The organism is Streptomyces sp. ICBB 8177 (assembly GCF_003144095.1).
Classification (GTDB): domain Bacteria; phylum Actinomycetota; class Actinomycetes; order Streptomycetales; family Streptomycetaceae; genus Streptantibioticus_D.
In genome coordinates this window covers 120275-146326 of record NZ_NSKH01000023.1, presented here as the reverse complement: position 1 = coordinate 146326, position 26052 = coordinate 120275, and the positions used below count along the sequence as shown (strand labels likewise).

The 26052-nt window shown below is 72.0% G+C and carries 28 protein-coding genes; 17 read left to right on the top strand and 11 right to left on the bottom strand.

From position 1 onward, the window contains the following. Positions 1-199 precede the first annotated feature (199 nt). The 5 genes from CK485_RS21145 (at position 200) to CK485_RS21125 (ending at position 4927) form a co-directional block, all read left to right on the top strand. Positions 200-1324 (top strand): aliphatic sulfonate ABC transporter substrate-binding protein, encoded by a 1125-nt coding sequence (locus CK485_RS21145; protein WP_109453453.1) that lies wholly within the window; start codon positions 200-202, stop codon positions 1322-1324. Between the two features lie 28 nt (positions 1325-1352). Further along, complete coding sequence (locus tag CK485_RS21140; RefSeq protein ID WP_109453452.1) at positions 1353-2147, top strand: ABC transporter ATP-binding protein; 795 nt, start codon at positions 1353-1355, stop codon at positions 2145-2147. Beyond that, positions 2134-3114, top strand: a complete 981-nt coding sequence (locus CK485_RS21135) for an ABC transporter permease (RefSeq protein WP_109453451.1) — start codon at positions 2134-2136, stop codon at positions 3112-3114. Before CK485_RS21140 ends, CK485_RS21135 begins: the two co-directional genes overlap by 14 nt. Next, complete coding sequence (locus CK485_RS21130) at positions 3114-3863, top strand: sirohydrochlorin chelatase (protein ID WP_109453450.1); 750 nt, start codon at positions 3114-3116, stop codon at positions 3861-3863. Before CK485_RS21135 ends, CK485_RS21130 begins: the two co-directional genes overlap by 1 nt. 155 nt (positions 3864-4018) lie before the next feature. Next, complete coding sequence (locus tag CK485_RS21125) at positions 4019-4927, top strand: aminoglycoside phosphotransferase family protein (protein ID WP_109453449.1); 909 nt, start codon at positions 4019-4021, stop codon at positions 4925-4927. Positions 4928-4997: 70 nt separating this feature from the next. Here the strand turns inward: CK485_RS21125 and CK485_RS21120 are convergent, their stop codons facing one another. Continuing rightward, entirely contained in the window at positions 4998-6233 is a 1236-nt protein-coding gene (locus tag CK485_RS21120) for an SAV2148 family HEPN domain-containing protein (RefSeq protein ID WP_275124674.1), read from the bottom strand. 318 nt (positions 6234-6551) lie between these two features. On the opposite strand from CK485_RS21120, the gene glgX reads away from it, so the two are divergent. Continuing rightward, positions 6552-8684, top strand: a complete 2133-nt coding sequence (glgX, locus tag CK485_RS21115) for a glycogen debranching protein GlgX (RefSeq protein ID WP_109453447.1) — start codon at positions 6552-6554, stop codon at positions 8682-8684. Positions 8685-8758: 74 nt separating this feature from the next. Then, on the top strand, positions 8759-11131 hold the full coding sequence (gene treY / locus CK485_RS21110; protein WP_109453446.1) for a malto-oligosyltrehalose synthase: 2373 nt from the start codon (positions 8759-8761) through the stop codon (positions 11129-11131). A gap of 60 nt (positions 11132-11191) precedes the next feature. On the opposite strand, the gene CK485_RS30180 is transcribed toward treY, so the two are convergent. The 3 genes from CK485_RS30180 to CK485_RS21095 all read right to left on the bottom strand — a co-directional run bounded on the left by CK485_RS30180 (position 11192) and on the right by CK485_RS21095 (position 11926). After that, a complete protein-coding gene (locus tag CK485_RS30180) occupies positions 11192-11371 on the bottom strand; it encodes a hypothetical protein (RefSeq protein WP_342673502.1) in 180 nt (59 codons plus the stop codon). 124 nt (positions 11372-11495) lie between these two features. Beyond that, complete coding sequence (locus tag CK485_RS21100; protein ID WP_109453445.1) at positions 11496-11675, bottom strand: hypothetical protein; 180 nt, start codon at positions 11673-11675, stop codon at positions 11496-11498. Beyond that, positions 11672-11926 (bottom strand): hypothetical protein, encoded by a 255-nt coding sequence (locus tag CK485_RS21095; RefSeq protein WP_146214567.1) that lies wholly within the window; start codon positions 11924-11926, stop codon positions 11672-11674. Before CK485_RS21095 ends, CK485_RS21100 begins: the two co-directional genes overlap by 4 nt. A gap of 166 nt (positions 11927-12092) precedes the next feature. Between CK485_RS21095 and CK485_RS21090 the strand changes: the two genes are divergently transcribed. Genes CK485_RS21090 through CK485_RS21080 form a run of 3 tightly spaced genes read left to right on the top strand, consistent with a single transcriptional unit; the run spans position 12093 to position 13389 of the window. Then, on the top strand, positions 12093-12923 hold the full coding sequence (locus CK485_RS21090) for a helix-turn-helix transcriptional regulator (protein ID WP_109453443.1): 831 nt from the start codon (positions 12093-12095) through the stop codon (positions 12921-12923). Continuing rightward, positions 12920-13144 (top strand): DUF397 domain-containing protein, encoded by a 225-nt coding sequence (locus CK485_RS21085; protein ID WP_109453442.1) that lies wholly within the window; start codon positions 12920-12922, stop codon positions 13142-13144. Before CK485_RS21090 ends, CK485_RS21085 begins: the two co-directional genes overlap by 4 nt. 14 nt (positions 13145-13158) lie before the next feature. After that, positions 13159-13389, top strand: coding sequence for a DUF397 domain-containing protein (locus tag CK485_RS21080; protein WP_109453441.1), 231 nt, complete (start codon positions 13159-13161; stop codon positions 13387-13389). A 271-nt stretch (positions 13390-13660) separates the two neighbouring features. Here CK485_RS21080 and CK485_RS21075 read toward each other — a convergent pair whose 3' ends face one another. Together CK485_RS21075 and CK485_RS21070 are read right to left on the bottom strand one after the other, a co-directional pair. After that, positions 13661-14383: a methyltransferase domain-containing protein gene (locus CK485_RS21075; protein WP_199239461.1), complete on the bottom strand. Its 723-nt coding sequence runs from the start codon at positions 14381-14383 to the stop codon at positions 13661-13663. 53 nt (positions 14384-14436) lie between these two features. Next, a complete protein-coding gene (locus tag CK485_RS21070; protein ID WP_241968510.1) occupies positions 14437-14904 on the bottom strand; it encodes a hypothetical protein in 468 nt (155 codons plus the stop codon). Positions 14905-15087: 183 nt separating this feature from the next. Between CK485_RS21070 and CK485_RS21065 the strand changes: the two genes are divergently transcribed. Together CK485_RS21065 and CK485_RS21060 are read left to right on the top strand one after the other, a co-directional pair. Continuing rightward, positions 15088-16347, top strand: coding sequence for a histidine kinase (locus CK485_RS21065; protein WP_109453439.1), 1260 nt, complete (start codon positions 15088-15090; stop codon positions 16345-16347). After that, positions 16335-16985, top strand: a complete 651-nt coding sequence (locus CK485_RS21060; RefSeq protein WP_109453438.1) for a response regulator transcription factor — start codon at positions 16335-16337, stop codon at positions 16983-16985. Before CK485_RS21065 ends, CK485_RS21060 begins: the two co-directional genes overlap by 13 nt. 163 nt (positions 16986-17148) lie before the next feature. Here CK485_RS21060 and CK485_RS21055 read toward each other — a convergent pair whose 3' ends face one another. Then, complete coding sequence (locus tag CK485_RS21055) at positions 17149-18228, bottom strand: surface layer protein (protein ID WP_109453437.1); 1080 nt, start codon at positions 18226-18228, stop codon at positions 17149-17151. Between the two features lie 239 nt (positions 18229-18467). On the opposite strand from CK485_RS21055, the gene CK485_RS21050 reads away from it, so the two are divergent. Both CK485_RS21050 and CK485_RS21045 read left to right on the top strand, forming a co-directional pair. After that, positions 18468-19373 carry a LysR family transcriptional regulator gene (locus tag CK485_RS21050; protein WP_109453436.1) on the top strand — a complete coding sequence of 302 codons (906 nt, stop codon included), beginning with the start codon at positions 18468-18470 and terminating at the stop codon, positions 19371-19373. 128 nt (positions 19374-19501) lie between these two features. Then, positions 19502-20236 carry a class I SAM-dependent methyltransferase gene (locus CK485_RS21045; protein ID WP_109453435.1) on the top strand — a complete coding sequence of 245 codons (735 nt, stop codon included), beginning with the start codon at positions 19502-19504 and terminating at the stop codon, positions 20234-20236. A gap of 13 nt (positions 20237-20249) precedes the next feature. Here the strand turns inward: CK485_RS21045 and CK485_RS21040 are convergent, their stop codons facing one another. Beyond that, complete coding sequence (locus CK485_RS21040; protein WP_109453434.1) at positions 20250-20555, bottom strand: hypothetical protein; 306 nt, start codon at positions 20553-20555, stop codon at positions 20250-20252. Between the two features lie 826 nt (positions 20556-21381). On the opposite strand from CK485_RS21040, the gene CK485_RS21035 reads away from it, so the two are divergent. Beyond that, positions 21382-21789, top strand: coding sequence for a hypothetical protein (locus CK485_RS21035; RefSeq protein ID WP_109453433.1), 408 nt, complete (start codon positions 21382-21384; stop codon positions 21787-21789). 127 nt (positions 21790-21916) lie between these two features. On the opposite strand, the gene CK485_RS21030 is transcribed toward CK485_RS21035, so the two are convergent. Continuing rightward, positions 21917-22501, bottom strand: a complete 585-nt coding sequence (locus CK485_RS21030) for a TetR/AcrR family transcriptional regulator (protein ID WP_109453432.1) — start codon at positions 22499-22501, stop codon at positions 21917-21919. A gap of 219 nt (positions 22502-22720) precedes the next feature. On the opposite strand from CK485_RS21030, the gene CK485_RS21025 reads away from it, so the two are divergent. Continuing rightward, positions 22721-23659 (top strand): alpha/beta hydrolase, encoded by a 939-nt coding sequence (locus tag CK485_RS21025; RefSeq protein ID WP_109453431.1) that lies wholly within the window; start codon positions 22721-22723, stop codon positions 23657-23659. Between the two features lie 114 nt (positions 23660-23773). Here the strand turns inward: CK485_RS21025 and CK485_RS21020 are convergent, their stop codons facing one another. Continuing rightward, positions 23774-24607, bottom strand: a complete 834-nt coding sequence (locus tag CK485_RS21020; RefSeq protein ID WP_109453430.1) for a PIG-L family deacetylase — start codon at positions 24605-24607, stop codon at positions 23774-23776. 201 nt (positions 24608-24808) lie between these two features. On the opposite strand from CK485_RS21020, the gene CK485_RS21015 reads away from it, so the two are divergent. Beyond that, positions 24809-25324 (top strand): DUF402 domain-containing protein, encoded by a 516-nt coding sequence (locus CK485_RS21015; RefSeq protein WP_109453429.1) that lies wholly within the window; start codon positions 24809-24811, stop codon positions 25322-25324. 3 nt (positions 25325-25327) lie between these two features. Here the strand turns inward: CK485_RS21015 and CK485_RS21010 are convergent, their stop codons facing one another. Continuing rightward, on the bottom strand, positions 25328-25894 hold the full coding sequence (locus CK485_RS21010; protein WP_109453428.1) for a DUF1707 and FHA domain-containing protein: 567 nt from the start codon (positions 25892-25894) through the stop codon (positions 25328-25330). Positions 25895-26052 lie beyond the last annotated feature (158 nt).

Here is a 26052-nt window from a genome sequence, read left to right as displayed (position 1 = left end):
GGAACGGTTCTCCGGGTTCGCCAAGGAGGGCGGCCGGATCGGAGGCGGCCGGATCGGCAGCGGGCAGGGCGGGGTCTCGCGATGTGTGCGATGACCCCCCGGCACCTGCCACGCACCGCCCCGTACCGCCCCCGACCATCCCCCTGACCCGGTCGCGCCGCAGCGCGCAGGCCGGGCCATCGAGAGGACACCCTCACCCGTGACCGCCGCTCGTTCCACCACCGCACGTTCCGCGGGCAGACGCCTCGGCCGCGTCCCCGCCACCGCCGCCCTGCTGGCACTGCTCGCCGGCACGCTCGCCGCCTGCGGCTACGGCTCGAAGTCCGACGACTCCGCGAGCGCCCAGCCGGCCGCCAGCGGCAAGAAGCTGTCCGCCGACTCCGTGACGATCGGCTACTTCGCCAACGTCACCCACGCCACCGCGCTGGTCGGCCTCCAGCAGGGCATCTTCCAGAAGGCGCTGGGGGGCACGCAGGTCAAGACCCAGGTCTTCAACGCCGGTCCCACCGAGATCGAGGCGCTCAACGCGGGCGCCGTGGACATCGCCTGGGTGGGCCCCTCGCCCGCCATCAACGGCTACACCAAGTCGCACGGCCAGGACCTGAAGATCATCTCCGGTGCGACCTCGGGCGGCGCCTCGCTGATCGTCAACCCCAAGAAGATCGCAAGCGTCGACGACCTCAAGGGCAGGACGATCGCCACGCCGCAGCTGGGCAACACCCAGGACGTGGCGCTGCTCAACTACCTGGCGGGCAAGGGCTACAAGGAGAACGCCCAGACCGGCAAGGGCGACGTCAAGGTCGACCGGATCGACAACAAGACCGTGGTGAGCGCCTTCAAGCAGGGCCAGGTGGACGGCGCCTGGGTGCCGGAGCCGACCGCCTCGCAGCTGGTCGCCGAGGGCGGCAGGACGCTGGTCAACGAGAACTCCCTGTGGCCGCAGGGCAAGTTCGTCACGACCAACGTCGTCGTCTCGCAGTCCTTCCTCAAGGCCCACCCGGACGTCGTGCAGGCCGTGCTCAAGGGCTCGGTGCAGACCAACGCCTGGATCAGGGCGAACCCGTCCGGTGCCAAGCAGGCCATCAACGAGCAGCTGCTGGAGCTCGGCGGCAAGAAGCTGCCGGACGCCGTCCTGAACTCGGCCTTCGCCAACATCGAGGCCACCGACGACCCGCTGGCCTCCACCCTCCGCAGCGAGGCCGACCACGCGGTCAAGGCCGGACTGCTCCAAAAGCCCGACCTGTCCGGCATCTACGACCTGGCGCCGCTCGACGCGGTCCTGAAGTCCGAGGGCAAGCCCGCCGTGTCCGACGCGGGCCTGTGACCGCCGACGTCCCCAGGAGGTGACACCGATGGCGACCCCCGTCACCGAGCACGCCGTACGGCACGGCTCGGCCCCCGCGTACGCGGCGCGCATCGAACACGTCTCGAAGTCGTTCGGGCGTCCCGGCGCGCGCCAGCAGGTGCTGGACGACATCACGCTGGACGTGGCGCCCGGTGAGTTCGTCTGCCTTCTGGGGGCGTCCGGCTGCGGCAAGTCCACGTTGCTGAACCTGGTCGCGGGACTGGACGAGCCGACCGCCGGGGCGATCGAGGTGCCCGGCGGACGGCCGGCGCTGATGTTCCAGGAGCACGCCCTGTTCCCGTGGCTGACCGCGGGCCGCAACGTGGAACTCGCGCTGCGGCTGCGCGGCGTGCCCCGCGCCGAGCGCCGCGAGCGGGCCGAGGAACTGCTGGAGCTGGTACGGCTCAAGGGCGCGCACGGCAAGCGGGTGCACGAGCTGTCCGGCGGTATGCGGCAGCGCGTGGCGATGGCCAGGGCACTCGCCCAGGACAGTCAACTGCTGCTGATGGACGAGCCGTTCGCGGCGCTGGACGCCATCACCCGGGACGTGCTGCACGAGGAGCTGACCCGTATCTGGGGGGAGACCGGCGTCTCGGTGCTCTTCGTCACCCACAACGTGCGCGAGGCGGTGCGGCTCGCGCAGCGGGTGGTGCTGCTGTCGTCCCGGCCGGGTCGCGTCGCCCACCAGTGGACGGTGGACTTCCCGCAGCCGCGCCGGATCGAGGACGCGGCGGTGGCCGACCTGTCCGTGGAGATCACCGAACAACTGCGAGGGGAGATCCGCCGACATGGCCAGCACTGAGACGACGGCGACGACGACGGTGACGACGACGGCGACGGCGACGGCCGAGGACGAGGCGAGGGCCGTCGCGCAGGACACGGCGAAGGCCGCCCCCGGCGCCGAGCGGCCGGACCACCTCGCGGGGCTCGAAGCGGGGCTGGACGCGCTGGAGACCAGGGCCACCGCCAAGGTGCCGGTCTGGCACCTGCTGCGTGCCAAGGCGCTGCCGCCGGTGCTGGCCGTGGCGCTGGTGATCCTGGTCTGGCAGCTCGCGTACCACTTCCAGGTCAAGCCGCACTACGACCTGCCGAGCCCGGCCGACGTCGCCGGGTCGCTGCACCAGATGTGGTTGCAGGGGCAGTTGCTCGGCTACGTGTGGACCTCCGTCTCGCGCGGCGCGCTGGGCTTCGTGATCGCGGTGCTGATCGGCACGCCGCTGGGTCTGCTGGTGGCCCGGGTGGCGCCGGTGCGGGCGGCGATCGGGCCGATCCTGTCCGGCCTTCAGGCCATGCCGTCGGTGGCGTGGGTGCCGGCCGCGATCATCTGGTTCGGGCTCAACGACTCGACCATCTACGCGGTCGTGCTGCTCGGCGCGGTGCCCTCGATCGCCAACGGGCTGGTGTCCGGCGTCGACCAGGTGCCGCCGCTGTTCCTGCGGGCGGGCCGCACCATCGGGGCGACCGGCCTGCGCGGGGTGCGCCACGTGCTGCTGCCCGCCGCGCTGCCGGGGTACCTGGCGGGGCTCAAGCAGGGCTGGGCGTTCTCCTGGCGGTCGCTGATGGCCGCCGAGATCATCGCGACCTCGCCCGATCTGGGCACCGGGCTCGGCCAGTTGCTGGAGAACGCCCGCACCAACCAGGACATGCCGAGCGTGCTCGCCGCGATCGCTCTGATCCTGGTGGTCGGGATCGGTATCGAGCTGCTGGTCTTCCGCCCGGTGGAGCGCAGGGTGCTGCGCGGTCGCGGCCTGCGGGCCGGGAGCGCGTGATGCCGCCGGTCCTGATGGTGGTGGCGCACGGCAGCCGCGACCCGCGGCACGCCGCGACCGTGCACGCGGTGTGCGAACGGGTGCGGGCGCTGCGGCCCGGGGTGCGCGTGGAGACCGCCTTCCTGGACTTCTGCGCCCCCTCGGTGCCCCGGCTGGCCGGACGGCTCGCGCAGGAGGGGGTGCGCGAGGTGGTGGCGTTGCCGCTGCTGCTGACGCGGGCCTTCCACGCCAAGTCCGACCTGCCTGCCGTGCTGCGCGCAGCGTCGCTGCGGCACCCGGAGTTGACGTTCCGTCAGGCCGGGGTGCTCGGACCTTCGCCGCTGCTGCTCGACGCGCTGGAGCGGCGGCTGTACGAGGCGGGGCTCGACCCCGCCGACCGGGCCTCGACCGGGGTCGTGCTGGCCTCGGCGGGCTCCAGCGACCCGGAGGCGATCGCGGTGATCGCTGAAATCGCGCGGGAGTGGCGGCGCACCGGTTGGTGTGCCGTGCGGCCCGCGTTCGCCTCCGCCCACGGCCCCCGGACCGAGGACGCGGTGCGGGCGCTGCGGGCCGAGGGGGTGCGCCGGATCGCCGTCGCGCCGTACGTGCTGGCCCCCGGCCGCCTGCCGGACCGCATCGCGGCGGGTGCCCGCGAGGCCGGGGCGGACCTGCTGGCCCCGGTGCTCGGCGCCTGCCCCGAGGTGGCGCGCGCGGTGCTGCGCCGCTACGACGAGGCGGCGGCCCGGTCGCTCGCCGGAGCGGCGGCCTGAGCCCTGCCCTTCCCGCGCGCCCGTCCGCCCGCCGGAAAGTCGGATGAGGAGCGCGGGGGCGATCGCGTAGCGTCGGTGCGGTACCGGGGCTCCGTCACGGGGGTACGGAAACCGGGTACGGGGTCGCCGGACACGCTTCCGGCGGCCTCGCCACCATGGGCCGGTACGGCGCGAGGGAGAGGGCGTTGGCGTTCACGCAGGAGCGGGCGCGGGCGGTGCTGGCGCGCACCGGTGTGCCGGGCGCCGCTGACGCGCGCCTGCTGGCACTCGGTGAGAACGCGGTCTTCCGCGCCGGGGACCTGGTGCTCAAGGTCGGCCGGGAAGCGGGCCTGCTGGCGCGGGCGCGGCGCGAGGTGCGGGTCGCCGCGTGGCTGGCCGAGGCGGGCGTCCCCGCCGTCCGCCCCGCCCGGCCGGAAGCCGAGCTGACCGACGGCCTGCCGGTGACGTACTGGCACCCGCTGCCGGAGCCGGTCCGCACGGCCGGCGGCGCAGACCTGGCGGACCTGCTGCGCCGGGTGCACGCGCTGCCGCTCCCGGACGCCGGCGTCCTGCCGGGCGGTCTGCCGCCGCGCGGCCTGCTGGACGGCGTAGAGCGCTGGCTGCGGCTGGCGGGCGACGCGATCGATCCGGCCGACGCGGCCTTCCTGCGTGGGCGCAAAGACGACATCACCCTTGCCATGCGTGAGGTGACGCCGCGCCTGGACCCCGGCCCTGTGCACGGCGACGCGCTGCCGCGCAACGTGCTCGTCGGACCCGAGGGGCCCGTGCTGACCGATCTGGAGACCTTCGCGGACGACCTGCGCGAGCACGACCTCGTGGTGATGGCGCTGGCCCTCGACCGCTACGGGCTCGACCCGGGCGAGTACGAGGCGTTCACGAGCCGCTACGGGTGGGACGTGCGCGAGTGGGACGGCTGGGGCGTGCTGCGCGGCGCCCGGGAGACGGCGAGCTGCGCGTGGGTGGCGCAGCACGCCCCCGGCGACCCGGCCGCCCGCGCGGAGTTCGGGCGCAGGGTGGCGTCGCTGCGCGCGGGCGACCCGACGGTGCGGTGGCACGCGTTCTGAGCGGCGCGAGCCGCGTGCCGGGCGAGACGCGCCAGGCGGTCCGCACGGCCGCGCCCGATTCCTCGCGCTCTCAGGACACCGGCCGCGAATCGGTCCACACGCCCTCGAACTCCTCGCGGTAGATCTCGAAGAGCCCGCCCTCGCCCTGCCGGTCGGCGGGCGCGTCGCCCGGCTGCGGCTGCACGATGCGGCGGTTGCCGCCGCGCAGCACCAGCACCGGCGCCTCCATGCCCCGCGCCTTGCGCAGGTAGGACTGCACGACGGCGAGGCCGTCCGCTCCGTCGCCGTCGACCAGGTAGGCGCTGAAGCGCGGGGTCTCGTCGAAGACCCGGATCTCGAACGCGTCGGGGTCGCGCAGCCGGGAGCGCACCCGGCGCATGTGCATGATGTTCATCTCGACCGAGCGGCTCATCTCGCCTCGGTCGAGGCCGAGTTCGCGTTCCCGGCGGCGTACCGCGCTGCTGGCCGGGTTGAGGAAGAGCAGCCGGGTGCGGCAGCCGGTGGCGGCGAGCTGGACGAGGCGGCGGCCCGAGTAGTTCTGGACCAGCAGGTTCAGTCCGATGCCTATCGCGTCCAGCCGCCGCGCCCCGCCGAACAGGTCCTCCGCCGGGAGCCGCCGCAGCAGCCGCACCCGGTCCGGGTGGACTCCGATCACGTCGGCGTACCGGTCGCCGACGATCTCCTCGACCGCGTCGACCGGCACCCGGTCGCGGGCCTGCCCGGTGTGGTCGCCGCCGAGCATGTCCAGCAGCCGCCCCGCGGCGCGCTCGGCCTGCGCGAGCACGGTCTCCGACAGCGCCCGGTTGCGGTTGACGACGTGCCGGGCGACCTCCAACTCGTCGAGCACCAGCTCCAGTTCGCGCCGTTCGTCGAGGTAGGGCTCGAAGCAGGGCCAGTGCTGGACGACGAGTTCGCGCAGCTGCGGCAGGGTGAGGAAGGAGATGATGTTGTCGTCGGCGGGGTCGAGCAGGTAGCCCTTGCGGCGGCTGACCTCGCGCACCGCGGCGGCCCGCTGTACCCACTCGTGCCCGGCGGGCCCGGCGGCGGCGACCACCCATTCCTCGCCGTGCACCGGCTCGTAGACCGGACGCAGGACGGCGTCGACCACGGCTCGCAGCCGCTGTTCGACGAGATTGAGCCATACGTAAGCCCGCCCGGCCCGCCGGGCGCGGGTGCGCACCTCGGCCCAGGCGTCGGCGCCCCAGTCCAGTTCTGTTCCGATCTCCATGGGCTGTGCGAGGGATACCGTACCGGCCGGCCCGTCGGCGACGCCGCCCAGGCTCTCCTGGTCGCCCCCGCCGGGCAGCGCCAGTCCTCCCGACGTCACCACCGCACCGCCTCTCGTCCCCCTTCGCACGCCGCGTTCCGGCCCCCGTCCACGATCAAGGAAGACTACTGCGGGCGCGGGACCGGGTGCACCCGAACGACGCACGCGGCCACGGAGTTTCACGGCATCGCCACCCGTCCGGGAGGTGGGTTCCGTGCGCCGTTCGGGCACCCGTTCAGGGGAAGATCTTGCGAAAACGGGCATCCTGGCACTGAAGTGGGCGAGGATGCAGCGGGTATGGCGGCCAGCGGATGTCCCGCCAGCCCAAGCGCAGGACCGAGCGGGAGAGTCGACGAGATGCAGGTCTGGCCGGGACAGACGTACCCCCTGGGCGCCACGTACGACGGCGCCGGGACCAACTTCGCCGTCTTCTCGGAGGCGGCCGAGCGGATCGAGTTGTGCCTGCTGCACGACGACGGCTCGGAGACCTCCGTCGAACTGCGGGAGACCGACGCGTTCGTGCGGCACGCGTACCTGCCCGGGGTCATGCCGGGCCAGCGCTACGGCTTCCGGGTGCACGGCCCGTACGACCCGGCGCGCGGCCACCGCTGCAACCCGGCCAAGCTGCTGCTCGATCCGTACGCGAAGGCGATGAGCGGCGCCATCGACTGGGACGAGTCGGTCTACGGGTACCGCTTCGAGGACCCGCAGGCGCGCAACGACCTGGACTCGGCGCCGCACACCATGGCCTCGGTCGTGGTCAACCCGTTCTTCGACTGGGCGAGCGACCGCCCGCCGCGCGTCGACTACCACCGCACCGTCCTGTACGAGGCGCACGTCAAGGGCCTGACGATGCTCCACCCCGGCCTGCCGGAGGAGATCCGCGGCACGTACGCCGCACTGGCCCACCCGGCCGTGATCGAGCACCTGGTCGAACTGGGCGTCACGGCGCTGGAGTTGATGCCGGTCCACCAGTTCGTCACCGACAACCGGCTGGTGGACGCGGGGCTCACCAACTACTGGGGCTACAACACCATCGGCTTCTTCGCCCCGCACAACGCCTACTCCTCCATGGGCGACCGCGGCCAGCAGGTGCTGGAGTTCAAGACGGCGGTCCGCGCGCTGCACACCGCGGGCATCGAGGTCATCCTCGACGTCGTCTACAACCACACCGCCGAGGGCAACCACCTCGGCCCCACGCTCTCGTTCCGCGGCCTGGACAACGCCTCGTACTACCGGCTGGGCGCCGACCCGCGCTACTACACCGACACCACCGGCACCGGCAACTCCCTGCTGATGCGCAGCCCGCACACCCTCCAGCTGATCATGGACTCGCTGCGCTACTGGGTCACCGAGATGCACGTCGACGGCTTCCGCTTCGACCTGGCGTCCACGCTGGCCCGGCAGTTCCACGAGGTGGACCGCCTGTCGTCCTTCTTCGACCTGGTGCAGCAGGACCCGGTGGTCAGCCAGGTCAAGCTGATCGCGGAGCCGTGGGACGTCGGTGAGGGCGGCTACCAGGTGGGCAACTTCCCGCCGCTGTGGACCGAGTGGAACGGCAAGTACCGCGACACCGTGCGCGACCTGTGGCGCGGTGAGCCCGCGCGGCTGGCCGAGTTCGGCTCCCGGCTGACCGGCTCGTCCGACCTGTACAAGGACGACGGCCGCCGGCCGCTGGCCTCCATCAACTTCGTCACCTGCCACGACGGTTTCACCCTGCGCGACCTGGTGTCGTACAACGACAAGCACAACGAGGCCAACGGCGAGGGCAACCGGGACGGCGAGAGCTTCAACCGCTCGTGGAACTGCGGGGCCGAGGGCGAGACCGACGACCCCGAGGTGCTGGCGCTGCGCGGCCGCCAGATGCGCAACTTCGTCGCCACCCTGATGCTGTCGCAGGGTGTGCCGATGCTGGCGCACGGCGACGAGTTCGGGCGCACCCAGCGGGGCAACAACAACACCTACTGCCAGGACTCCGAGCTGACGTGGGTGCCGTGGCCCAAGCCGGGTGACGGCGGGCAGGACGTCGAGGCCCTGCGGATGCTGGACTTCACCCGCACGATGGTGTGGCTGCGGCGCGACCACCCGGTCTTCCGGCGCCGCCGCTTCTTCCATGGCCGCCCGGTCGAGGGCACCCACGACGAGCTGTCGGACATCGCGTGGTTCACGCCCGAGGGCGACGAGATGACGCAGCGGGACTGGCAGGCCGCGCACGCCCGCGCGCTGGTGGTCTTCCTCAACGGGCACGCCATCAGCGAGCCGGGCCAGCGCGGCGAGCCGATCACCGACGACTCCTTCCTGCTGATGTTCAACGCGGCGCCGGAGGAGCTGGAGTTCGTGGTCCCGGTCAACCACGGCAAGGAGTGGCAGGTCGTGGTGGACACCGCCCGTCCCGACGGCGTGCCGCCCGGCACCGGCCGCAAGGTCCGCGCCGGCGACCGCCTGACGCTCACCGACCGCAGCGTGGTGGTGCTGCAACGTCCGGTGTGAGCGGGCGGGGCCCACGCCCGCCCGCGACGACCGGCACCAGGCAACCGTCCCCAGCCCCCGACCGAGGACCGTCCATGAGCCTTCAGCCGCTCCCCGAGCCCGCAGTACCCTCCTCTCCCCCGCCGGCCGTGCCGGTGGCGACCTACCGCCTCCAGCTCCAGCCGGAGTTCCCCTTCGCCGCCGCGGAGCGCGCCGTGCCGTACCTGGCCGGCCTCGGCGTCTCCCATCTGCACCTGTCCCCCGTCCTGGAGGCCGGTCCCGGTTCCACACACGGCTACGACGTCACCGGCCACGACCGGGTGCGCGAGGAGCTGGGCGGCGAGGAGGGGCTGCGGTCGCTCGCGGCGGCGGCGCGGGCGCACGGGATGGGGCTGGTGGTGGACATCGTGCCCAACCACATGGCGGTGCCCGCGCCCGAACGCCTCAACCGGGCGCTGTGGGAGGTGCTGCGGGACGGTCCCGCGAGTGAGTACGCGCGATGGTTCGACATCGACTGGGCGGCGGGCGACGGGCGGGTGCTGCTGCCGGTGCTGGGCGGACGGCTCCCGGACGAGACGCGCGCGTTGCGGGTCGAGGGCGGCCAGCTGCGCTACTACGACCACGCCTTCCCGCTGCGCCCCGGGACCGAGGAGCTGCCTCTGCCCGAGCTGCTGGCCGCCCAGCACTACCGCCTGGCGTGGTGGCGGCTGGCCCGCACCGACCTCAACTACCGCCGTTTCTTCACCATTTCGCAGCTGATCGCGGTCCGCGTGGAGGACCCGGAGGTCTTCGAGGCCACCCACGCCACCGTGCTGCGCCTGCTGCGCGACGGCGTGGTGGACGGCCTGCGCATCGACCACCCGGACGGCCTGGCGGACCCGGCGGGCTACCTGGCACGGTTGCGCAAGGCGTCCGGGGGCCGCTGGACGGTCGTGGAGAAGGTGCTGTGCGGCGAGGAACGGCTGCCGCGCGGCTGGGCGTGCGCCGGGACCACGGGCTACGACGCGTTGCGCCGCGTCGACGGCGTCTTCGCCGACCCCGACGGCGTACGCGAACTGACCGACATCTACCGGGAGTTCACCGGCTGCCCTTCCGACGCGGGCGGTGAGTGGGCGGCCACCGCGCGGCGCGCCGCGTACGAGGTGGTCGAGGGTGATCTGACGGCGGAGGTGGAACGTCTCGGCCGGTCGGCGGACCGCGCCTGCGCCGCCCGCCCGGAGCTGGCCGACCACGCGCCGTGGGCGCTGCGCAGGGCGATCCGCGAGACGCTGGTCAGGTTCCCGGTGTACCGGCCGTACGAGGGCGAGGCGGAGTCGGCACGGCTGCTGGAACGGGCGGCGCGGGGCGCGCGGGAGGCGTTCGCGGTTCCGGAGGAGGCCCACGCGGTCGACGTGGTCCGCGAGTTGGCGCTGTCGTACGGCGACGCGCAGCCCGACGTGCGGGACTTCGCGGTGCGGTTCGCGCAGGTGGCGTCCGCGCTGCACGCGAAGGCGGAGGAGGACCGGGCGTTCTACCGCTACGTGCCGCTGCTGTCGGCGAACGAGGTCGGGGGCGAGCCGGGCGACCCGGCCGTGGCTCCTGAGGCCTTCCACGACTTCTGCGTGCGGCAGTCCGCGCTGTGGCCGGACGCCGGTACCGTGCTGTCCACGCACGACACCAAACGCAGCGCGGACGTACGGGCGCGGCTGGCGGTGCTGTCCCAGGTGCCCTCCGAGTGGCAGGCGTTGGTGTCGCGGCTGCCGTCGCAGGGCGCCCCTGACCCGCACGTGGCCTGGGTGGCGTGGCAGACCGCGCTGGGCCTGGGCACGCCGGACCCGGAACGGCTGGTGCCCGCGGTGCTGAAGTCGGTGCGCGAGGCCGGGCTGCGCACGTCGTGGACGGAGGGCGACCAGGGGTACGAGGACGCGGTGGCGGCGTTCGTGCGGGAGACGGTGTGCGGGGCGGGGTGGTCGGCGCTGGCGGAGTTCGCCGCCCGCCTCTCCCCGCACACCGAGGCGAACCGCCTGGGCGCGGCCCTGCTCCACCTGACGATGCCCGGCGTGCCGGACGTCTACCAGGGCACGGAGTCGGTGTACGAGGCGCTGGTCGACCCGGACAACCGGCCCCCGGCGCGGTTCCCCGCCCGCGAGGACCGCAAGACCGCGCTGACCCGGCATGCGCTGCGCCTGCGCCGCGAGGTCCCCGAGGCGTTCGCCGCGCCGGACACGTACGAGCCGCTGACGCCGCGTGGCGCGTCGGCGTCCCACCTGCTGGCGTTCTCGCGCGGCGGCCGGGTCGTCGTGGCGGTGACCCGGCTGACCCACACGCTCGACGCGGCAGGCGGCTGGCACGACACGACGTTGCCGTTGCCGTTGCCCGGGGGTGACGGCGACTGGCAGGACGTGCTGACGGGGCGTCGTTACGGCGAAACCGCCGACGCGGCGCAGTTGTTCACGGACTGGCCGGTGGCGCTGCTGCGGCGGAGCTGAGGCCGCCGGCCGGCACTGCCGCGGCCGACGTGGCCAGCCCGCGCACGCGCCCCCTGTGACTCAGGTAGGCCATCGCGGACATGCGTTCCTCGGGGTGAAGCGGTCGGGCATGCAGCCCACGACCGCGGGCCGTGCGGTCACCCGGCCGCGGCTCGGCCGGGTGACTCCCACCGCGATCCGCAGCAGCGTCGACTTCCCCGGCCTGTTGCCGCCGGTGGGCGCCACGACCTCCCCCGCCATCACGTCCGCGTCGACGTCCCTCAGGGCCCACCCGCCACGGCCGTGGCGTTTGCTCACTGCCTCAAGACCGAGCCCGCCGCGGCGCGGGCGTGAGCGCCCGCCCGCGCCGCCGGGGATCGCGCCCTCAAGCGCGTTCCACCACCAGTGCCTCCACTCCGTGCTCCGTACGCAGGTGCCGTCGCGCCAACACGCGGTAGTCGCCCGCCTTGCTGTGGTCGTACGCGGCCCGCGCCGACTCCTCCGCCGCCCGCAGCCGTTCGCACTCCGCACACTCGTCCACGTACGGCAGCCTCAAGACGCTCACGGTGCGAGCCTCCTGCGGGCGTTCAACTCGACCACTTTCGCCCGCAGTTCGTCCATCGGGCACGCCGCGTACACGTCCGCCAGCCGCGCCAGCCACGGCGTCCCGCCCTCCGGCGGCCGTACGTGCGCCACGGGCCCGTCCACCTCCACCAGCACGCCGAGCCTCTCCCGCACGCTGTCGCGCACCACCGCGCCCACTTCTGGCGCGGAACGGGGCTGACGCTGCCCCGACTTCTCGGTACCGTCTTCCATGTCGGCCTGTCTCCTCAGGTCGGTGAAGCCCCCCGTGACCGGTCGCATCGGTCACGGGGGTACGCGCGTTCCATCACGCTGCGTATTCCCATCGTCGCGTTGCGGAGCTAGGCTCTCCAAGCGAACGATGTCCCAAGCGGGTTTGGGAGACGAGGAGTTACGCACCATGGCCCAGCGTCCGCGCGAGCTGACCCCGTTCGTGTCCGCACGGCATCTCTTCGGGGCGGAGTTACGCCGCCACCGCGAGCAGGCGGGCCTGAGCCTCGAACGCCTCGCGGCGATCGTCAAGTACAGCCGGAGTCACCTCTCCCGCATCGAGAACGCGGAGGTGATGCCGCCGCCCGACCTGGCGGAGCTGCTGGACGCGGCGTTCGGCACGGACGGCATCTTCGGCAAGGTGTACGCGCTCGCGAAGCGGGAGGTCCATCCGGACCGGTATCGGCGCCATATGGAGCTTGAGGCGCGGGCGCAGGTCATCGAAGAGTACGCAGGGCAGGTCATTCCAGGACTGGTGCAGACGGAGGACTACGCCCGGGCTCTGTTCCGCGTAAGCAACCCTTCCGCTTCTGACGGAAGGATCGAGGAGTTGGTCAACGCGCGGCTTAGTCGTCAGGAGCTGCTGCGCGGCAGGTCGTCGCCGTACCTGTCACTGATCCTGGACGAGGCTTCGATCCGGCGGCCTGTCGGCGGACCCAGCGTGATGCGGTCACAGCTGGAATCGCTGATCTCCTTGGTGGAAACACCGAACAGCGTCGTGCAGGTTCTTCCGTTCAGCCACGGGGAGCACGCCTTGGCTGGAGGGACACTCAGACTGCTCACCCTCGACGACAAGACGACCGTCGCCTGGGAAGAAAGCTTCAGGAGCGGAAACCTGCTCGAAGATCCGGAAGTAGTCACCGCCCACCGCCGGGCTTACGATCTGCTGAAGGCACACGCTCCGTCGCCCCGCATCGCGGCGACGCTCATCAGATCCGTCATGGAGGCGCTTCCCTCATGAGCACCACCCCGGACATTTCCCAGGCCGTCTGGGTCAAGTCCAGCTACAGCAACGGTGACGGCGGAGCTTGCGTCGAGTGGGCACCCGCCTGGGCTGCCGCAGGGGCGGTCCCCGTGCGCGACAGCAAGGACCCCCAAGGCCCCGCGCTGCTCTTCACCCCGCGTGCCTGGCACGCATTCGTCAGCGCGGTGAAGTCCGGAGAACTCCCGACTGCCGACTGAGGAGACACCTCCCCATGTCCACCACCCCGGACTTGGCCCGGGCCGCCACCTGGGTCAAGTCCACCCACAGCAACGGCGGCGGCGGCGACTGCGTCGAATGGGCCCCCGCCCACGCCGCCGCCTCCGGCGTCGTCCCCGTACGCGACAGCAAGAACCCCAGCGGCCCCGCCCTGCTGTTCAGCACCCACGCCTGGAGCAGCTTCATCGCGGCAGTGAAGTCCGGGGAACTCCCGGGCACCGAATGACGCGCCATCGCGTTTGACGCACGGCCTGGCGCTCGCCGCGGTGGTCGGAGGCGTCCGCATGCGGCGGGCCGCCCATCACGCGTTCAATGACCCAACGACACCGGCCCAGACGAGTTGTGGTCCGGCGTCCGCTGCCGGATGAGCGTGACCGCCCGGCCGTCCACCTGCCCGGGCGTCGGCGCGACCGAGGCCCGAAGCCGCCGTTGGGGCGGAGCCCCTCGCCTCCTGGAGCGGCCTGCCGCTCGCACCGGTGGCCGCCTCGGTGATCGCGTCACCGCGCAGGGTGCCCGTTGGTGCCCCGGTCGCCGCGGGCGAGGCGCCCTCTCTGGTGGCCCGGCGCGTGGGCTGCGCAGGGTCGGAAGCGGGCGAGGTATGCCAGGCTTGGGCCGCGGCGCTCGGTCAGGTGGAGGCCGGCGGCGTCGGCGAGCCGGTGCAGCCGGCCGAAGGGGATCCAGTGCCGGTCGAAGAACTCGCCGACCACCAGCCGCCCGCCCGATGCCAGCACCCGTGCCGCCTCGCGCAGTACCCGCTCCGGCTCGGGGATCTCGCCGAGCGCTGTCACGGCGTACACGGCGTCGAACGTCCCGTCTTCGTACGGCAGTTCACGTGCGTCCGAGCGGGTGGGCCTGATCGTCGCCACGCCGTCGCGCTCAGCGCGGCACATCACGTGGTCGAGCATCTCCTGCTGGACGTCGAGCACGTCGAGCCGTCCCTCCGGCCCGAGCTGCGGGGCGACATGCAGCGACTGCAGACCCGTGCCCGGGCCGATCTCCAGCATCCGCTCCCCGGGCCGCGGTTGGAGTACGGCGTCCATCCGGTCGGCTGTCAGGAACGGCAACGGCACGTCGAGGATGCCGCGTTGGGCGTACGGATAGGGCGCCGTGTCGCCCAGCCACCAGGCGGCGGCCAAAGCGGCGCCGACCCCGGCGGCGACCGCCCAGCGGGTCCGGGCCGGGATCGGGGCGAGGGGGGCGGTGGTGGCGATGCGGTGCATGGTGTTCTCCGGTGGATTGATGTGGTCCGTGGCATGTGGCCGGGCTGTCGGGGTCACGCGTGCCGGCTCAGCGCCCGCAGCGCCAGCCGGCCGCACAGCGCGGCGAGCGGCAGTTCGGCGCCGAGCGCCATGGCGACCGCGGTGGCGAAGTCGCCGCCCGGGGCCGCGGTCGTGGTGTCGAACCAGGCGTCCACCCCGAGCAGCGTCGCGGTCGCGGCGGCCACCAGGGCGTGCCGCCGGTCGCCGCGGGCGGCGAGGAGGCCGGTGGCGATCAGGCCGAGCGCCTCCAGCGCGTCGAGCCCGACCCAGGCGACCGGCCAGTGCGCCGCGGTCTCGGTGGCCGGCAGGCCGGTGGCCAGCACGTACAGCCACGGCAGCAGGGCGAGCCCGCAGGCGACCAGCAGCCACCCGGCCCGCCGCATGCCCCGCGCCGGACGCGGCTCCTCGGCCTCCTCGTGGAGCGGGATGACCTCGGCACGGCCGAAGCCCTCCCCATCGGCGAATTCGCCATCGTGTAGCACCAGTTGACGCACCGTGTTCCCCCGCTCCCCGCCGGCTCTCCCGTTCACGTGCTCCACCCTCCGCCGCACACCAGGGCGCCGTCAGTCACGCAGGGTTCCGACCGGGGGTGGAGAAAAGTGCACCCCCAAGCCGGGCAGAAGCGTCATGGCATGGGAGTGGCCTGCGGCTTTACCGTTTGACGCATGCAATTCACGACGTGGCTGCGGCTGGTACTGGGCTGGCCGTTCCGCAGGGCGGGGCGCCGGACCGCGCTCATCGCCGCCGGCCTGCCGCTCCACCTCGCCGTGCTGCCACTGTGGCTCTGGCTGCTCGGCACGATGGCGGCGTTGGTGCCGGCCGTGGCCCCGCTGCCCGTGCTGCTCACGCTCGTGGTGACACCCCTGCTGACCGCCGGGCAGCGGCTACGCTACCGGGCGCTCGCCGGCAAGGACCTCCCGCGACCCGCCGTACCCGGGCCGGGACGCAACTGGAAGTCGGCGGTACGCCGGCTGACCACACGGGCCTTGTGGCGGCAGGTCTGCTACCACGCCGTGGCGGGTCCGTTGCTCGCCGTCCTGGACCTCGCCGTCCTCACCGTCTGGGCCTGCGCTCTCGTGGCCGCCTCCATCTACGTGTGGATCTGGGCGCTGCCCCCGCAGTGGCGGCTCACCGACCTCGGGTACACCACGCAGGCCGCGTACATCACCGCCTGCGGCCTCGCCCTGCTGTTCCTCGGGCCCCGGCTGACCGGGGCCCGGGTGCGGCTGGACATCCGGACGGCCGAGGTGCTGCTGGGCCCCAGCCGCACGGAGAAGCTGGCCCGCCGGGTAGCCGACCTCGCCGAGAGCCGAGCCGGTGTGCTCGACGCCGCCGACGCCGAGCGGCGGCGGATCGAGCGCGACCTGCACGACGGCGCACAGCAGCGCCTCGTCTCGCTCGCCGTCAACCTGGGCCTGGCCAGGGCCACCCTCGGCGACCTGCCGGAGGACGCCCGCAGGGTGATCGACGAGGCGCACCGCGAGGCGAAGGAGGCGATCGCCGAGCTGAACAACCTGGTGCGCGGCCTGCATCCGGCCGTCCTTGAGGACCGCGGCCTCGACGCCGCGCTGTCCGGGGTCGCGGCCCGCCTCCCGGTCCCGGTGCGCGTGGCGGTGGACCTGCCGCGGCGCCCCTCACCCACGGTCGAGGCCGTCGCGTACTTCGTGGTCTCAGAAGCCCTGACGAACGTAGTCAAACACGCCCAGGCGACCCGGGCGGACGTGACCGTGGAGCGGATCGGGGAGACACTGCTGGTGGTCGTCGCGGACGACGGCGCGGGCGGCGCGGATCTCGCGGCGGCCGGCGGTGGCACCGGGCTCGCCGGGCTCGCCAAGCGCGTCGCGTCCGTCGACGGCACGTTCTCCTGCCGCAGCCCCGCCGGGGGCCCGACCGTCATCACCGTGGAGCTGCCGTGCGCGCCGTGATCGCCGAGGATTCCCTCTTGCTGCGCATCGGCGTGGTCAAGGTGCTGGAGGCGGCCGGCTTCGAGATGTGCGCGCAAGTCGCCGACGCGGAAGCGTTGCTGGCGGCCGTCGAGGAGCACCGTCCCGACATCGCCGTGGTCGACGTGCGCATGCCGCCCGGCTTCACCGACGAGGGGGTACGTGCCGCGCTGGTGATCCGCCGCCAGTATCCGCGTACCGCCGTGCTCCTGCTGTCGCAGTACGTGGAGGAGCGCTACGCCGCCGACCTGCTGGCCGCCAACACCTCGGGCGTCGGCTACCTGCTCAAGCAACGGGTAGCCGACGTCGAGGAGTTCACCGAGGCGGTACGCCGGGTGGCGGCCGGCGGCACCGCGCTCGACCCGCAGGTCGTCTCGCAGCTGCTGGTGCGCCGGCACAGCGATCCGCTCGACCGGCTGACACCGCGTGAGCGCGAGGTGCTGGAGCTGATGGCGGGCGGCCGGTCCAACTCCGGCGTCGCCGCCGAGCTGGTGGTGAGCGAGAGCGCGGTCGCCAAGCACATCAACAGCATCTTCACCAAGCTCGACCTGCCCAAGGCCGAAGCCGACCACCGCCGCGTCCTGGCGGTGCTGCGCTTCCTGGGCGTCGCGACCGGGTAGCGCGCGACCACGGCCGCATGTTCCAGTCGGCGACGGTGCGTGGCCGGATGTCTGCGGTCGGCGGCATACCGTCATCCTTTGGCAACGTCCCGGCGCTCGGGCCGCCGCGTGGCACTGTCGCCGGACCGCTCGCCTGGCGTGCGGCCACGCCGTCCCGCGGCCGTCAGACCGCCCGGGGGATGTACGCCAGGCCGTGCGCGCCGGGTTCGCCGTTGCGCGGGATGTCGATGCGGGCGAGGGGCTCCAGCGCTTCGAGGTCCACGACATCGACGGTCGAAGAGACGACGGACGCCACGTAGGCGAGACGGCCGTCCGGGGACGAGCTGATCGTCAGCGGGCACAGCCCCACCTCCACCTCGCCGACCCGCTCACGCGTCGTCGCGGAGAAGACGGACAGGCGGCCGGGGGCCTGGCGGCCGAGGCGGGTGTCCGGGTCCGGTTCCATGGGCGCCTCGCCCGCCAGCACGAGCCCCGTCGACGTCAGGTGCATCGGCAACACGACGTCCTGGGTGGGCAAGGTGTCCACGACGGTCGCCGTCAGGTGGTCGATGACCCGGATGCCGGTGGCCGGCCGCTTCTCCCCCGTCTCGAAGAAGGAACCGCCGTACGGCGAGGCCACGAACGCGTGGTCGGCGGAGACCGCGAGCCCCTCGCTGCCCGGCACCTCGACCTTCGCGGTGAGCGTGCCGCGTTCCAGGTCCACGACGGAGACGAACGGGGCCTCCTTGTTCGTGGCGTAACCCGTCCTGCCGGAGGGGTCGATGGCGAACCAGTGCGGCCCTGGCGCGTCGGTGTCGATCCGGCCCACCGGCTTGCGCGTCGCGGTGTCGATCACCACGACACCGCCGGGCCGGTCCGCCGCGCCCTCCACGCTGACGTACAGCCGTCCGCGTTCGGCGTCCAACGCCAGTCCGTGCGGGCCGTGTTCGGGGGCGAGGTCGATGACCTCGACGACGCGGCGGGCGTCGGGGTCGATGACGGTCACCTCGGTGCGGCGTCCGCTGTTGGCGTGGTAGTAGCCCGAGTGGTAGGCGCTCGTGCACCACAGCAGGCGCTGGGTGGGATCGAAGAACAACTCGTGTGGCTGGGCGAGGACTTCGATCGTTTCCAGGTGGCGGTCGGAGGTCGCGTCGAAGAACGAGACGGTGGGCCCGCTCTGGCTGACGACGGCCAGGACGTCGCCTTCGCGGCCTGAGCGAGGTGCGCCGGTTGCGGGGTTGGCGCGGGGTGAATGCTGCTGCACGGAGGCTCCTTGTAAGGAATCGAACGGGCCGGAGACGGACGGACCCGGACCGAAGGGACGGGCGCCGAGGGATCGCCCCGAGGAGTCGGGTCGGGGGCGATCCTGGAATGATCAGTGGCGCGGGCGCGACACCTCGTCGCGGGCACCTCCCACTCTCCGCGCGCCGCCCTTCCGCGACAATGCGAGGATCGGCATCCCATACTTGCCGCAAAACGCAAAAGCCCAGCTCGGGAGCGCTCATGGATCTCAACCTGCTGCGCGCACTGGACGTCCTGCTCCAGGAGAACAGCGTGACCCGAGCCGCCGAGCGCCTGGGCACCTCGCCCGCGGCGGCCAGCCGCACCCTGGCCCGGTTGCGCCGCGCGGTCGGTGATCCGCTGCTGGTCCGTGCGGGTCAGGGCATGGTGCCGACCCCGCGCGCTCTCGAACTCAAGGACGAGGTCGCGGCGTTGCTGCGCGGCTGCGACAACGTGCTGCGGCCCGGGGCCGGTTTCGACGCGGTGCACCTGCGGCGCACCTTCACCGTGCAGGCCTCGGAGCTGCTGCTGGCCGGGCTGGCGGCGACGTTGACCGAACGCATCCACGCCGAGGCTCCGCACGTGGACGTCGTCTTCCTGCCGGAGGCGATGGAGGGCGGCCCGGCGCTGCGGCAGGGCTGGGTGGACGTCGAACTCGGCGTGCTGGCCCACCTCGACCCCGAGACACGCACGCGACCGCTGGCCCGGATGCGGGTGGTCGGTGTCGCACGGCGGCGCCACCCCCTCTTCGACGGGCCGATCGACGCGCGGCGCTTCGCCGAGGTGGACCACATCGGCATCTCCCGGCAGGGCAAGCGCCTCGGTCCCATCGACACCGCGCTCGCCGGGCTCGGGCTGCGCCGAAGGATCGCGGTGGTCGTGCCCAGTCACACCAGCGCGATGATGCTGGCCCGGAACGCCGACCTCGTCGCCCTCACGGTCGCCGACTGGCTGCCGGAGACGGTCGAGGCGCTGGGCCTGCGCACGTTCCGCATCCCGTTGGACCTGGAGCCGGTGGACCTGGGTTTGGCCTGGCACCCCCGCAACTCGGCGGATCCGGGACATCGTTGGTTCCGCGAGCAGCTGGCGTCAGCCGTTTTGCACCCGTCAGCCAAGCCGTCCAGGTAGCCAGGAACGCGGACACAACGATGCGCGGCAACTGCGTGGGAAGACGCCTTGTGGACGGTGCAACGCCGCGCGGAGGAGAACGCAAATGCGTCGACAGCGCCCCTCGGTACCCGGCAAAGTGGCCGCCCGTGACGAGCAGTGAGCTGTGGACCCGTGCGACCGCCGACCGTTACGACGCCGAGGAGAAGGAGATGTCCTCGGCCGCCGTCCTCACACCGACTCTCGCCTTCCTCGCCGAACTCGCCGGGAAGGGCCGGGCACTGGAGTTCGCCATCGGGACCGGGCGAGTGGGCGTCCCACTCCGGGAACGCGGCGTGCCGGTAGCGGGCATCGAACTGTCCGAGCACATGTCAGCGGTGCTGCGGCGCAAAGTCGACGAGGACACCCTCCCCGTGGTCATCGGGGACATGGCCACCACCGTCGTTCCCGGTGAGTTCACCTTGGTCTATCTCCTCTACAACACCATCACCAACCTGCTGACGCAGGACGAGCAGGTCGAGTGCTTCCGCAACGCCGCACGTCATCTGGGGCCCGGGGGACGGTTCGTCATCGAGCTGGGCGTGCCGCCGCTGCGGTTTCTGCCGCCCGGCCAGGTCGCGGTGCCGTTCGACGTCTCCGACCAGCATCTCGGCTTCGACACCTTCGACCTGGTCGAGCAGATTCTCGTCTCGCACCACTTCACCCGCGAGGGCGACCACTACCGCCGCGACGACTCCCGACACCGCTACGCCTGGCCGGCGGAGCTCGACCTGATGGCGCGGATCGCCGGGCTCGAACTCGAACGCCGCGTCGCGGACTGGGACGGGGCGCCTTTCACCCAGGACTCCGTGAAGCACATCTCCGTGTGGCGCAAGCCAACCTGAGGAACCCCCGAGGTCACTTGGGCAGAACGCGACTCAGGACCAGGGCCACGGCCGTCACGCCGAAGAACGCCACGCCGGTCCACCCCACGACGGTGAACACCCACCCGACGACACGGTGCACCGTGCGCGGAGGCGGCGGCTGGACCAGCCGGTCACCGCACTCCATGGGCTCGCCGGGACTCAGCACGGACCGCCCGGTCCGCCGCTGCGCACGCCCCACGCGTATCAGGACGACGAGGAACGCGAAACCGAGGGCGGCCGTCAGAAGGCGGCTCCAGCCGAAACCCTGTCCCGCTTCGGCGGCGACGTACTCGTGCACGGAAGGGATACCTCGTGTTTCGTCAGTGGCGAGTGGTCAGTGGCGAGTGGTGAGTGGGTGAGTGGTGATGGCGGGAGGGGCAGCGGCGGAGGGCCTGGCCCGTTGCCCGCCTCTCGGAGTGATCCGATGCCGAACAGCGCGTTCACGTACCGCAATGCCAACGGATCGGCGCTCGCCCCCGCACGAATGATATCGGGTCTCTTTACCCCTCCTTCACCTTGCCATCTCAATTTCGACCGCTCACCGGTCGACGTCACGGGCGGCAGACGCGGCCGACATGACGGAGCGTCAGGCAATGAATCCCGCCCGGGACGGGCGTTTCAGCTCTATAAGCGTGTCGTGTCCACGCTCAATCCATGAGCTACCCATGCGTGCCCTGTGAAGCCTCTGTGAATCCAGTCACGTTGCCCATGACGCCGATCCGCCCTAAGGTCCGTGCGACCTTTACTTGCACATTACGTCCGCACGGGGGCGGCAGACGGGCCGTCGCACCCGTGCCGGAAAGGAATTTCGGGTGACCTCCCGCTTTCGCGGAATACTCGTCGCGACCGCAGCGGCCCTCGCCGCCGCACTCACCGCCACCGTAGGCGTACCGGCGCTCGCCTCCGCCGACTCGCCGGACCCGCGGCCGTCCGCCGAAGGCACACCGCCCTCCGCCGTCGAGGACTTACGCGGCCACGCACGCCGAGAACGCGGCGAAGGCCGCCGACGACGCGGCCGCCCACGCCGGACAGGCCGCCAAGGCTGACGACCAGGCCACCGCTCACGCCAAGGCCGCCAAGCAGGCCTTCCAGCAGGCCACTCCCTATTAGCACGGATTCCAGGAATGATCGAGCGAGAAGTAGTGAACATTCGAGCCGGGCGGCAGGTACGAGCCGCGTACAGCGTCAGGTATCTCTCAGACGTCACCCGAGGCACCTCACCGATCGAGGCCGTGGAGTTCCTGCTGGACACAGGTCCCTCCGTTCTCTTGTCGTGCGCCACGGACTGGACCCTGAAGGTCACCGAGGGCCGGTGGCCGGAGTTGCCCTCCTGGTGCCACCCCGCCGAGTCATGGGCCTTCGAAGAGGTGGAGACGATAGGGAAACCGGGCTTCAGCGAAATCGTCTCATCCTCCGAAATCCACAATCCCGTGGGCGAACTGTGCGGCATCCGCCTGGAATTCCCCGCAGCATGGTTCACCGTCAAATCCGGCGAAGCATTGACACTGGACTTCTCCCCGAAGGACCGCTGACAGCCCAGATGGACGGAAGCCCCGCAGGACGTCTCCCTGCGGGGCTTGCGCACAGCAATGGCAGTAACTGATGCAATATCAGCGCGTGAGGTCGGCCGCCGCGAGTCCGTCGGCCGCATCGGATTCGTTACGCCCGCGACGCCCGCGACAGCGCGTCAAGGGTCACGCCCACGACGGCCAGGAGTTGCGCCGGGCTCGCCCCGGCCCTGCTCATGACGGCGAGCGACTGGTTCACAGCCGCCGTGTGTACGGCGAAGGCCTCCGCTTCCTCGTCGGTCAGCCTGCCGGCCTTCAGCGCGGCGCGCAGACGCAGGTACTGGAAGCCGAGCGCCTGCTTGGCGTGCGCCGCGACGGCCGGGCTCAGAACGGGGATCGCCATGGCCGACTGGGCGATCAGGCATCCATCCGGCAGTTCGGGATCGGCGATGCGCTCAAGGGTGACGCCGAAGAACGCGCGAACGGCGGCCACGGGGTCCGAGGCCGCGCCCGACAGGGCGGCGTCGTACTTCTCGCCATAGCGCGCGGCGTAGAGATCCAGGCAGCGCAGGAAGAGTGTGTCCTTGTCGCCGAGGGAGGAGTAGATGGAACTGCGGTTCAGGCCGGTCGCCCGGGACAAATCGTCCAATGAGGTGTCGGCGTAGCCGTCGCGCCAGAACTGGATCATCGCGGCGTCGAGCGCCGTGTCCATGTCGAACTGCTTCTTGCCTGCCACGCGGCACTTCCTCGGCGATGCGTCGATGGTTCGGACTGTGTCGTGCACCATCTTATCTTGAACCGAACAGTTCAAGATGTGTTAGCCCTCGAGTGCGGTCTTGGCCAGGCCTACCGTGCACTTCGCGATCACACGGGAAACACACCACGTGGCCCTCGTCGCCGCCGGCAGCTACGCCATCCGTCCCGACCACACACCCGACACCGACAGGGGATTCCCATGACCGGCCCGGCACCCAGCACCCCGCAGGTCTCCGGAAGCAACCCCGTGCCCGACCTGCCCCTGCGGCATCTGACCGGATTCACTCACCGCTGGGTCGACGCGGACGGCGTCCGCCTCCACGCCGTGGAAGGCGGGCAGCCGAGCGGCCCGGCCGTCGTCCTGCTCGCCGGGTTCCCGCAGACCTGGTGGGCCTGGCGAAAGGTGATGCCCGGCCTCACTCACCGGTTCCGCGTCATCGCGATCGACCTGCCGGGTCAGGGCCACTCCGAGCGTCCGGAGCGCGGCTACGACACACACACGGTCGCCGCACACGTCCACACCGCCGTGCAGGCTCTCGGAGTGTCGGCCTACTCCCTGGTCGCCCATGACATCGGCGCCTGGGTCGCTTTCTCCCTCGCCCTCACCTTCGAGAGCCACCTGCGCGGGATCGCCCTGCTCGACGCCGGAATTCCCGGTATCACTCTCCCGGAGGCGATCCCCACCGACCCGGACCGAGCGTGGAAGACCTGGCATTTCGCGTTCCACCTCGTGCCCGACCTGCCCGAGACGCTGCTTGCCGGTCGCGAACGCGAGTACGTCGGCTGGTTCCTGAAGGCGAAGGCCCTGTCCCCCGACACGTTCGATGACGCCGAACTCGACCACTACGCGGCCGCAGTCGCCGCCGACGGCGGCCTGCGCGCCTCCCTCGCGTACTACCGGGACGCCGCGGAGTCGGCGCGCAGGAACCGCGAGGCGCTCGAACGGCGGCACCTGACCGTGCCCGTCCTCGGAATCTCCAGCAGCCACGGCTCCGTCGCGGACATGGCCGCCTCCCTCAGCCCATGGGCCGACGAAACGAGCGGAGTCGTCGTGCCCGCCGCCGGACACTTCATCCCCGACGAGCAGCCCGAAGCCGTCACTGCCGCGATAACGGACCTCATCGCCGACGACGACTGACACTCCGCGCGCACGGTCATGCCGAACTGGTCGAAGACGGCCGGCCGGTCCGGGTCGGCGGCGGATGCGCGTGCGGCAACCGCCGCCGGACCACGGCGAGTTGGCGCCGGCGGATCAGCGCAGTCCCGCGAAGAGGTCGTTCTCGGGGACCGGGGCGTTTGTCGTGTCCCGGACCCGTACGAACGTCTCCACGCCCATCAGCTCCGTGAACCGCTTCTGCCCCATCTTGAGGAAGAAGATGTTCTCGCCCTGGCTCGCGTGCGCGGCCAGGGCGTCGAACTTCTGGGCGCCGAAGTCGGTGACGTCCACCCAGGTCGTGATCTCCTCGTCGGGCAGTCCGATCTCGGCCATCGCGGCGGCCTCGGCGGGGTCCGGCTCCTGCCAGTCCGCGTCGAACTCCCGCATGACCTCGCCGAACCGCCGCATCATCGAGCGGGGTGCCGTCGTCCAGTACACCTTCGGCGTCGCCTCGGTCATCGCCAGCGCCGCCATCGTGATCCGGTTCGCCTGGATGTGGTCGGGGTGGCCGTAGAAGCCGTTCTCGTCGTAGGTCACGACCACGTCGGGCTCGTAACGCCTCATCAGGTCCGCGAGCCGGGCGGCGGCCTCCTCCACGGGGGTCCGCCAGAACGAACCGGGGGCGTCGTTGGTCGGCCAGCCCATCATCCCGGAGTCGGCGTAGTCCAGCGTCTCCAGGTGCGCGACCTTCAGGACGGCGCAGCTCGCCTCCAGCTCCTGGCGGCGCATCGCGGCGACGGCGGCCGGATCGTGCTCAGGGGAGTCCGGTTTGACACCCCCCGGCCCGTCACCGCAGCCACCCTCGGTACACGTCACCAGCACCGTGCGGATCCCCTCCGCCGCGTACCGCGCGAGAATCCCTCCCGTGCTCGTGGCCTCGTCGTCGGGGTGGGCGTGCACGGCCATCAGCGTCAAGGGCCGGTCGTTCATGAAGGATTCCTCCGTGCGGGGAGTGCCCCGGGTCGGGTCGGGTCGGGTCGGGTCAGGTCGGTCTGGTTCGGTTCGCTCGGTCGATGCAACAGTGTCGGCCACCTCGGCTGTTCCCGCACGCAACGCCCGTCCTCGACACGGCGGTGCCGGCCGACCGGAACTCGGGTGCGCGCGGGCCGGGGCCGACCGTAGGTTCGGGGAATGAGTGGTCAACTGGAGAGCGTCGAGGTCGTCTACACCAAGTACGACGGGTCCCTGCACTGGCACCACCACGCGCAGCGGCTCGGTGAGGACCGGTTCGGGACCTGGCTGGGGTGTGTGCCGGGGAGCCGCATGCAGAGGGGGCAGGAGCCGCCGGTCGAGTGCAGCGTGGGGTTCGTGCTGCTGGTGCCGCGCGACGCGTGGTGGACGGCGTCCTTCAACGGCGTGCCGCACAAGTACGAGATCTACTGCGACATCACCACGCTCCCCCGCTGGCCGTCCGAGGACCGGGTGACGATGGCCGATCTCGACCTGGACGTGATCCGGCGACGGGACGGGTCGGTGTTCGTCGACGACGAGGACGAGTTCGCCGAGCACCAGGTGCGCTACGCCTACCCGCCCGACATCGTCTCCGGTGCCCGTGACACCGCGGACCGCCTCACGGAGTCGGTCGCCCGCCGCCAGGCGCCGTTCGACGGCACGCACGAGGCATGGCTTTCGCGCGTGACGGAGTGACCGTCACGCGGGCAGGCTTCCCGGGGGCTCGGCCGCCAGGCGGTAGCCGACCGCGCCGAAGGTGACGACGTCTCCCGGGCGCACCGTCGTCGCGCCCATCACCCGCCGCCCGTTGACCCACGTGCCGTTCATCGAGCCCAGGTCGCGCAGGATCCACACGCCGCCCTCGCAGGCCAGTTCCGCGTGCACCCGGGAGACGGAGTCGTCGTGGACGCGCAGGCCCGACGCGTAGTCGCGGCCTATGCGCAACGGGCGCGGGCCGGGCTCGGGCAGCATCAGCCTCGGCAGCCGCTCGACCCGCCAGGCCCTGCGCACCCGCACGCCGAACGCCGAGCAGGCGCCGACCACGCCGAGCGTCCAGCGGCTCAGACGGCCGCCGGAGGGCAGGTCGGCGGTGAGCGCGCCGAGCGCCTCGCGGTCCTCGGCGGCGAGCGCGAGTTCCATGCGGCGCAGGAAGGTGTCGTGGGACAGCCTGCCGCGGACCGCGTTCTCCTTGAGCACCTCGACGGCCCGGTCCCGCTCGGCGTCCGACGGCCGGCCGGAGCGCGTCTGGAACTCGTATGACCTCACGCTACGGATTCTCCGGGGCGGGGCCCGGGGTGTCCAGTTGCCACCGGCCGCCCCAGCCGAGGGGCCGAAGGCGGAGCGTTCGGCTCCCTTACCGCGTAAAGCCAACTCCTGTACCGGGTAAAGGAATCCGTGCCACGATGGGTCGGCGCGATCACGTT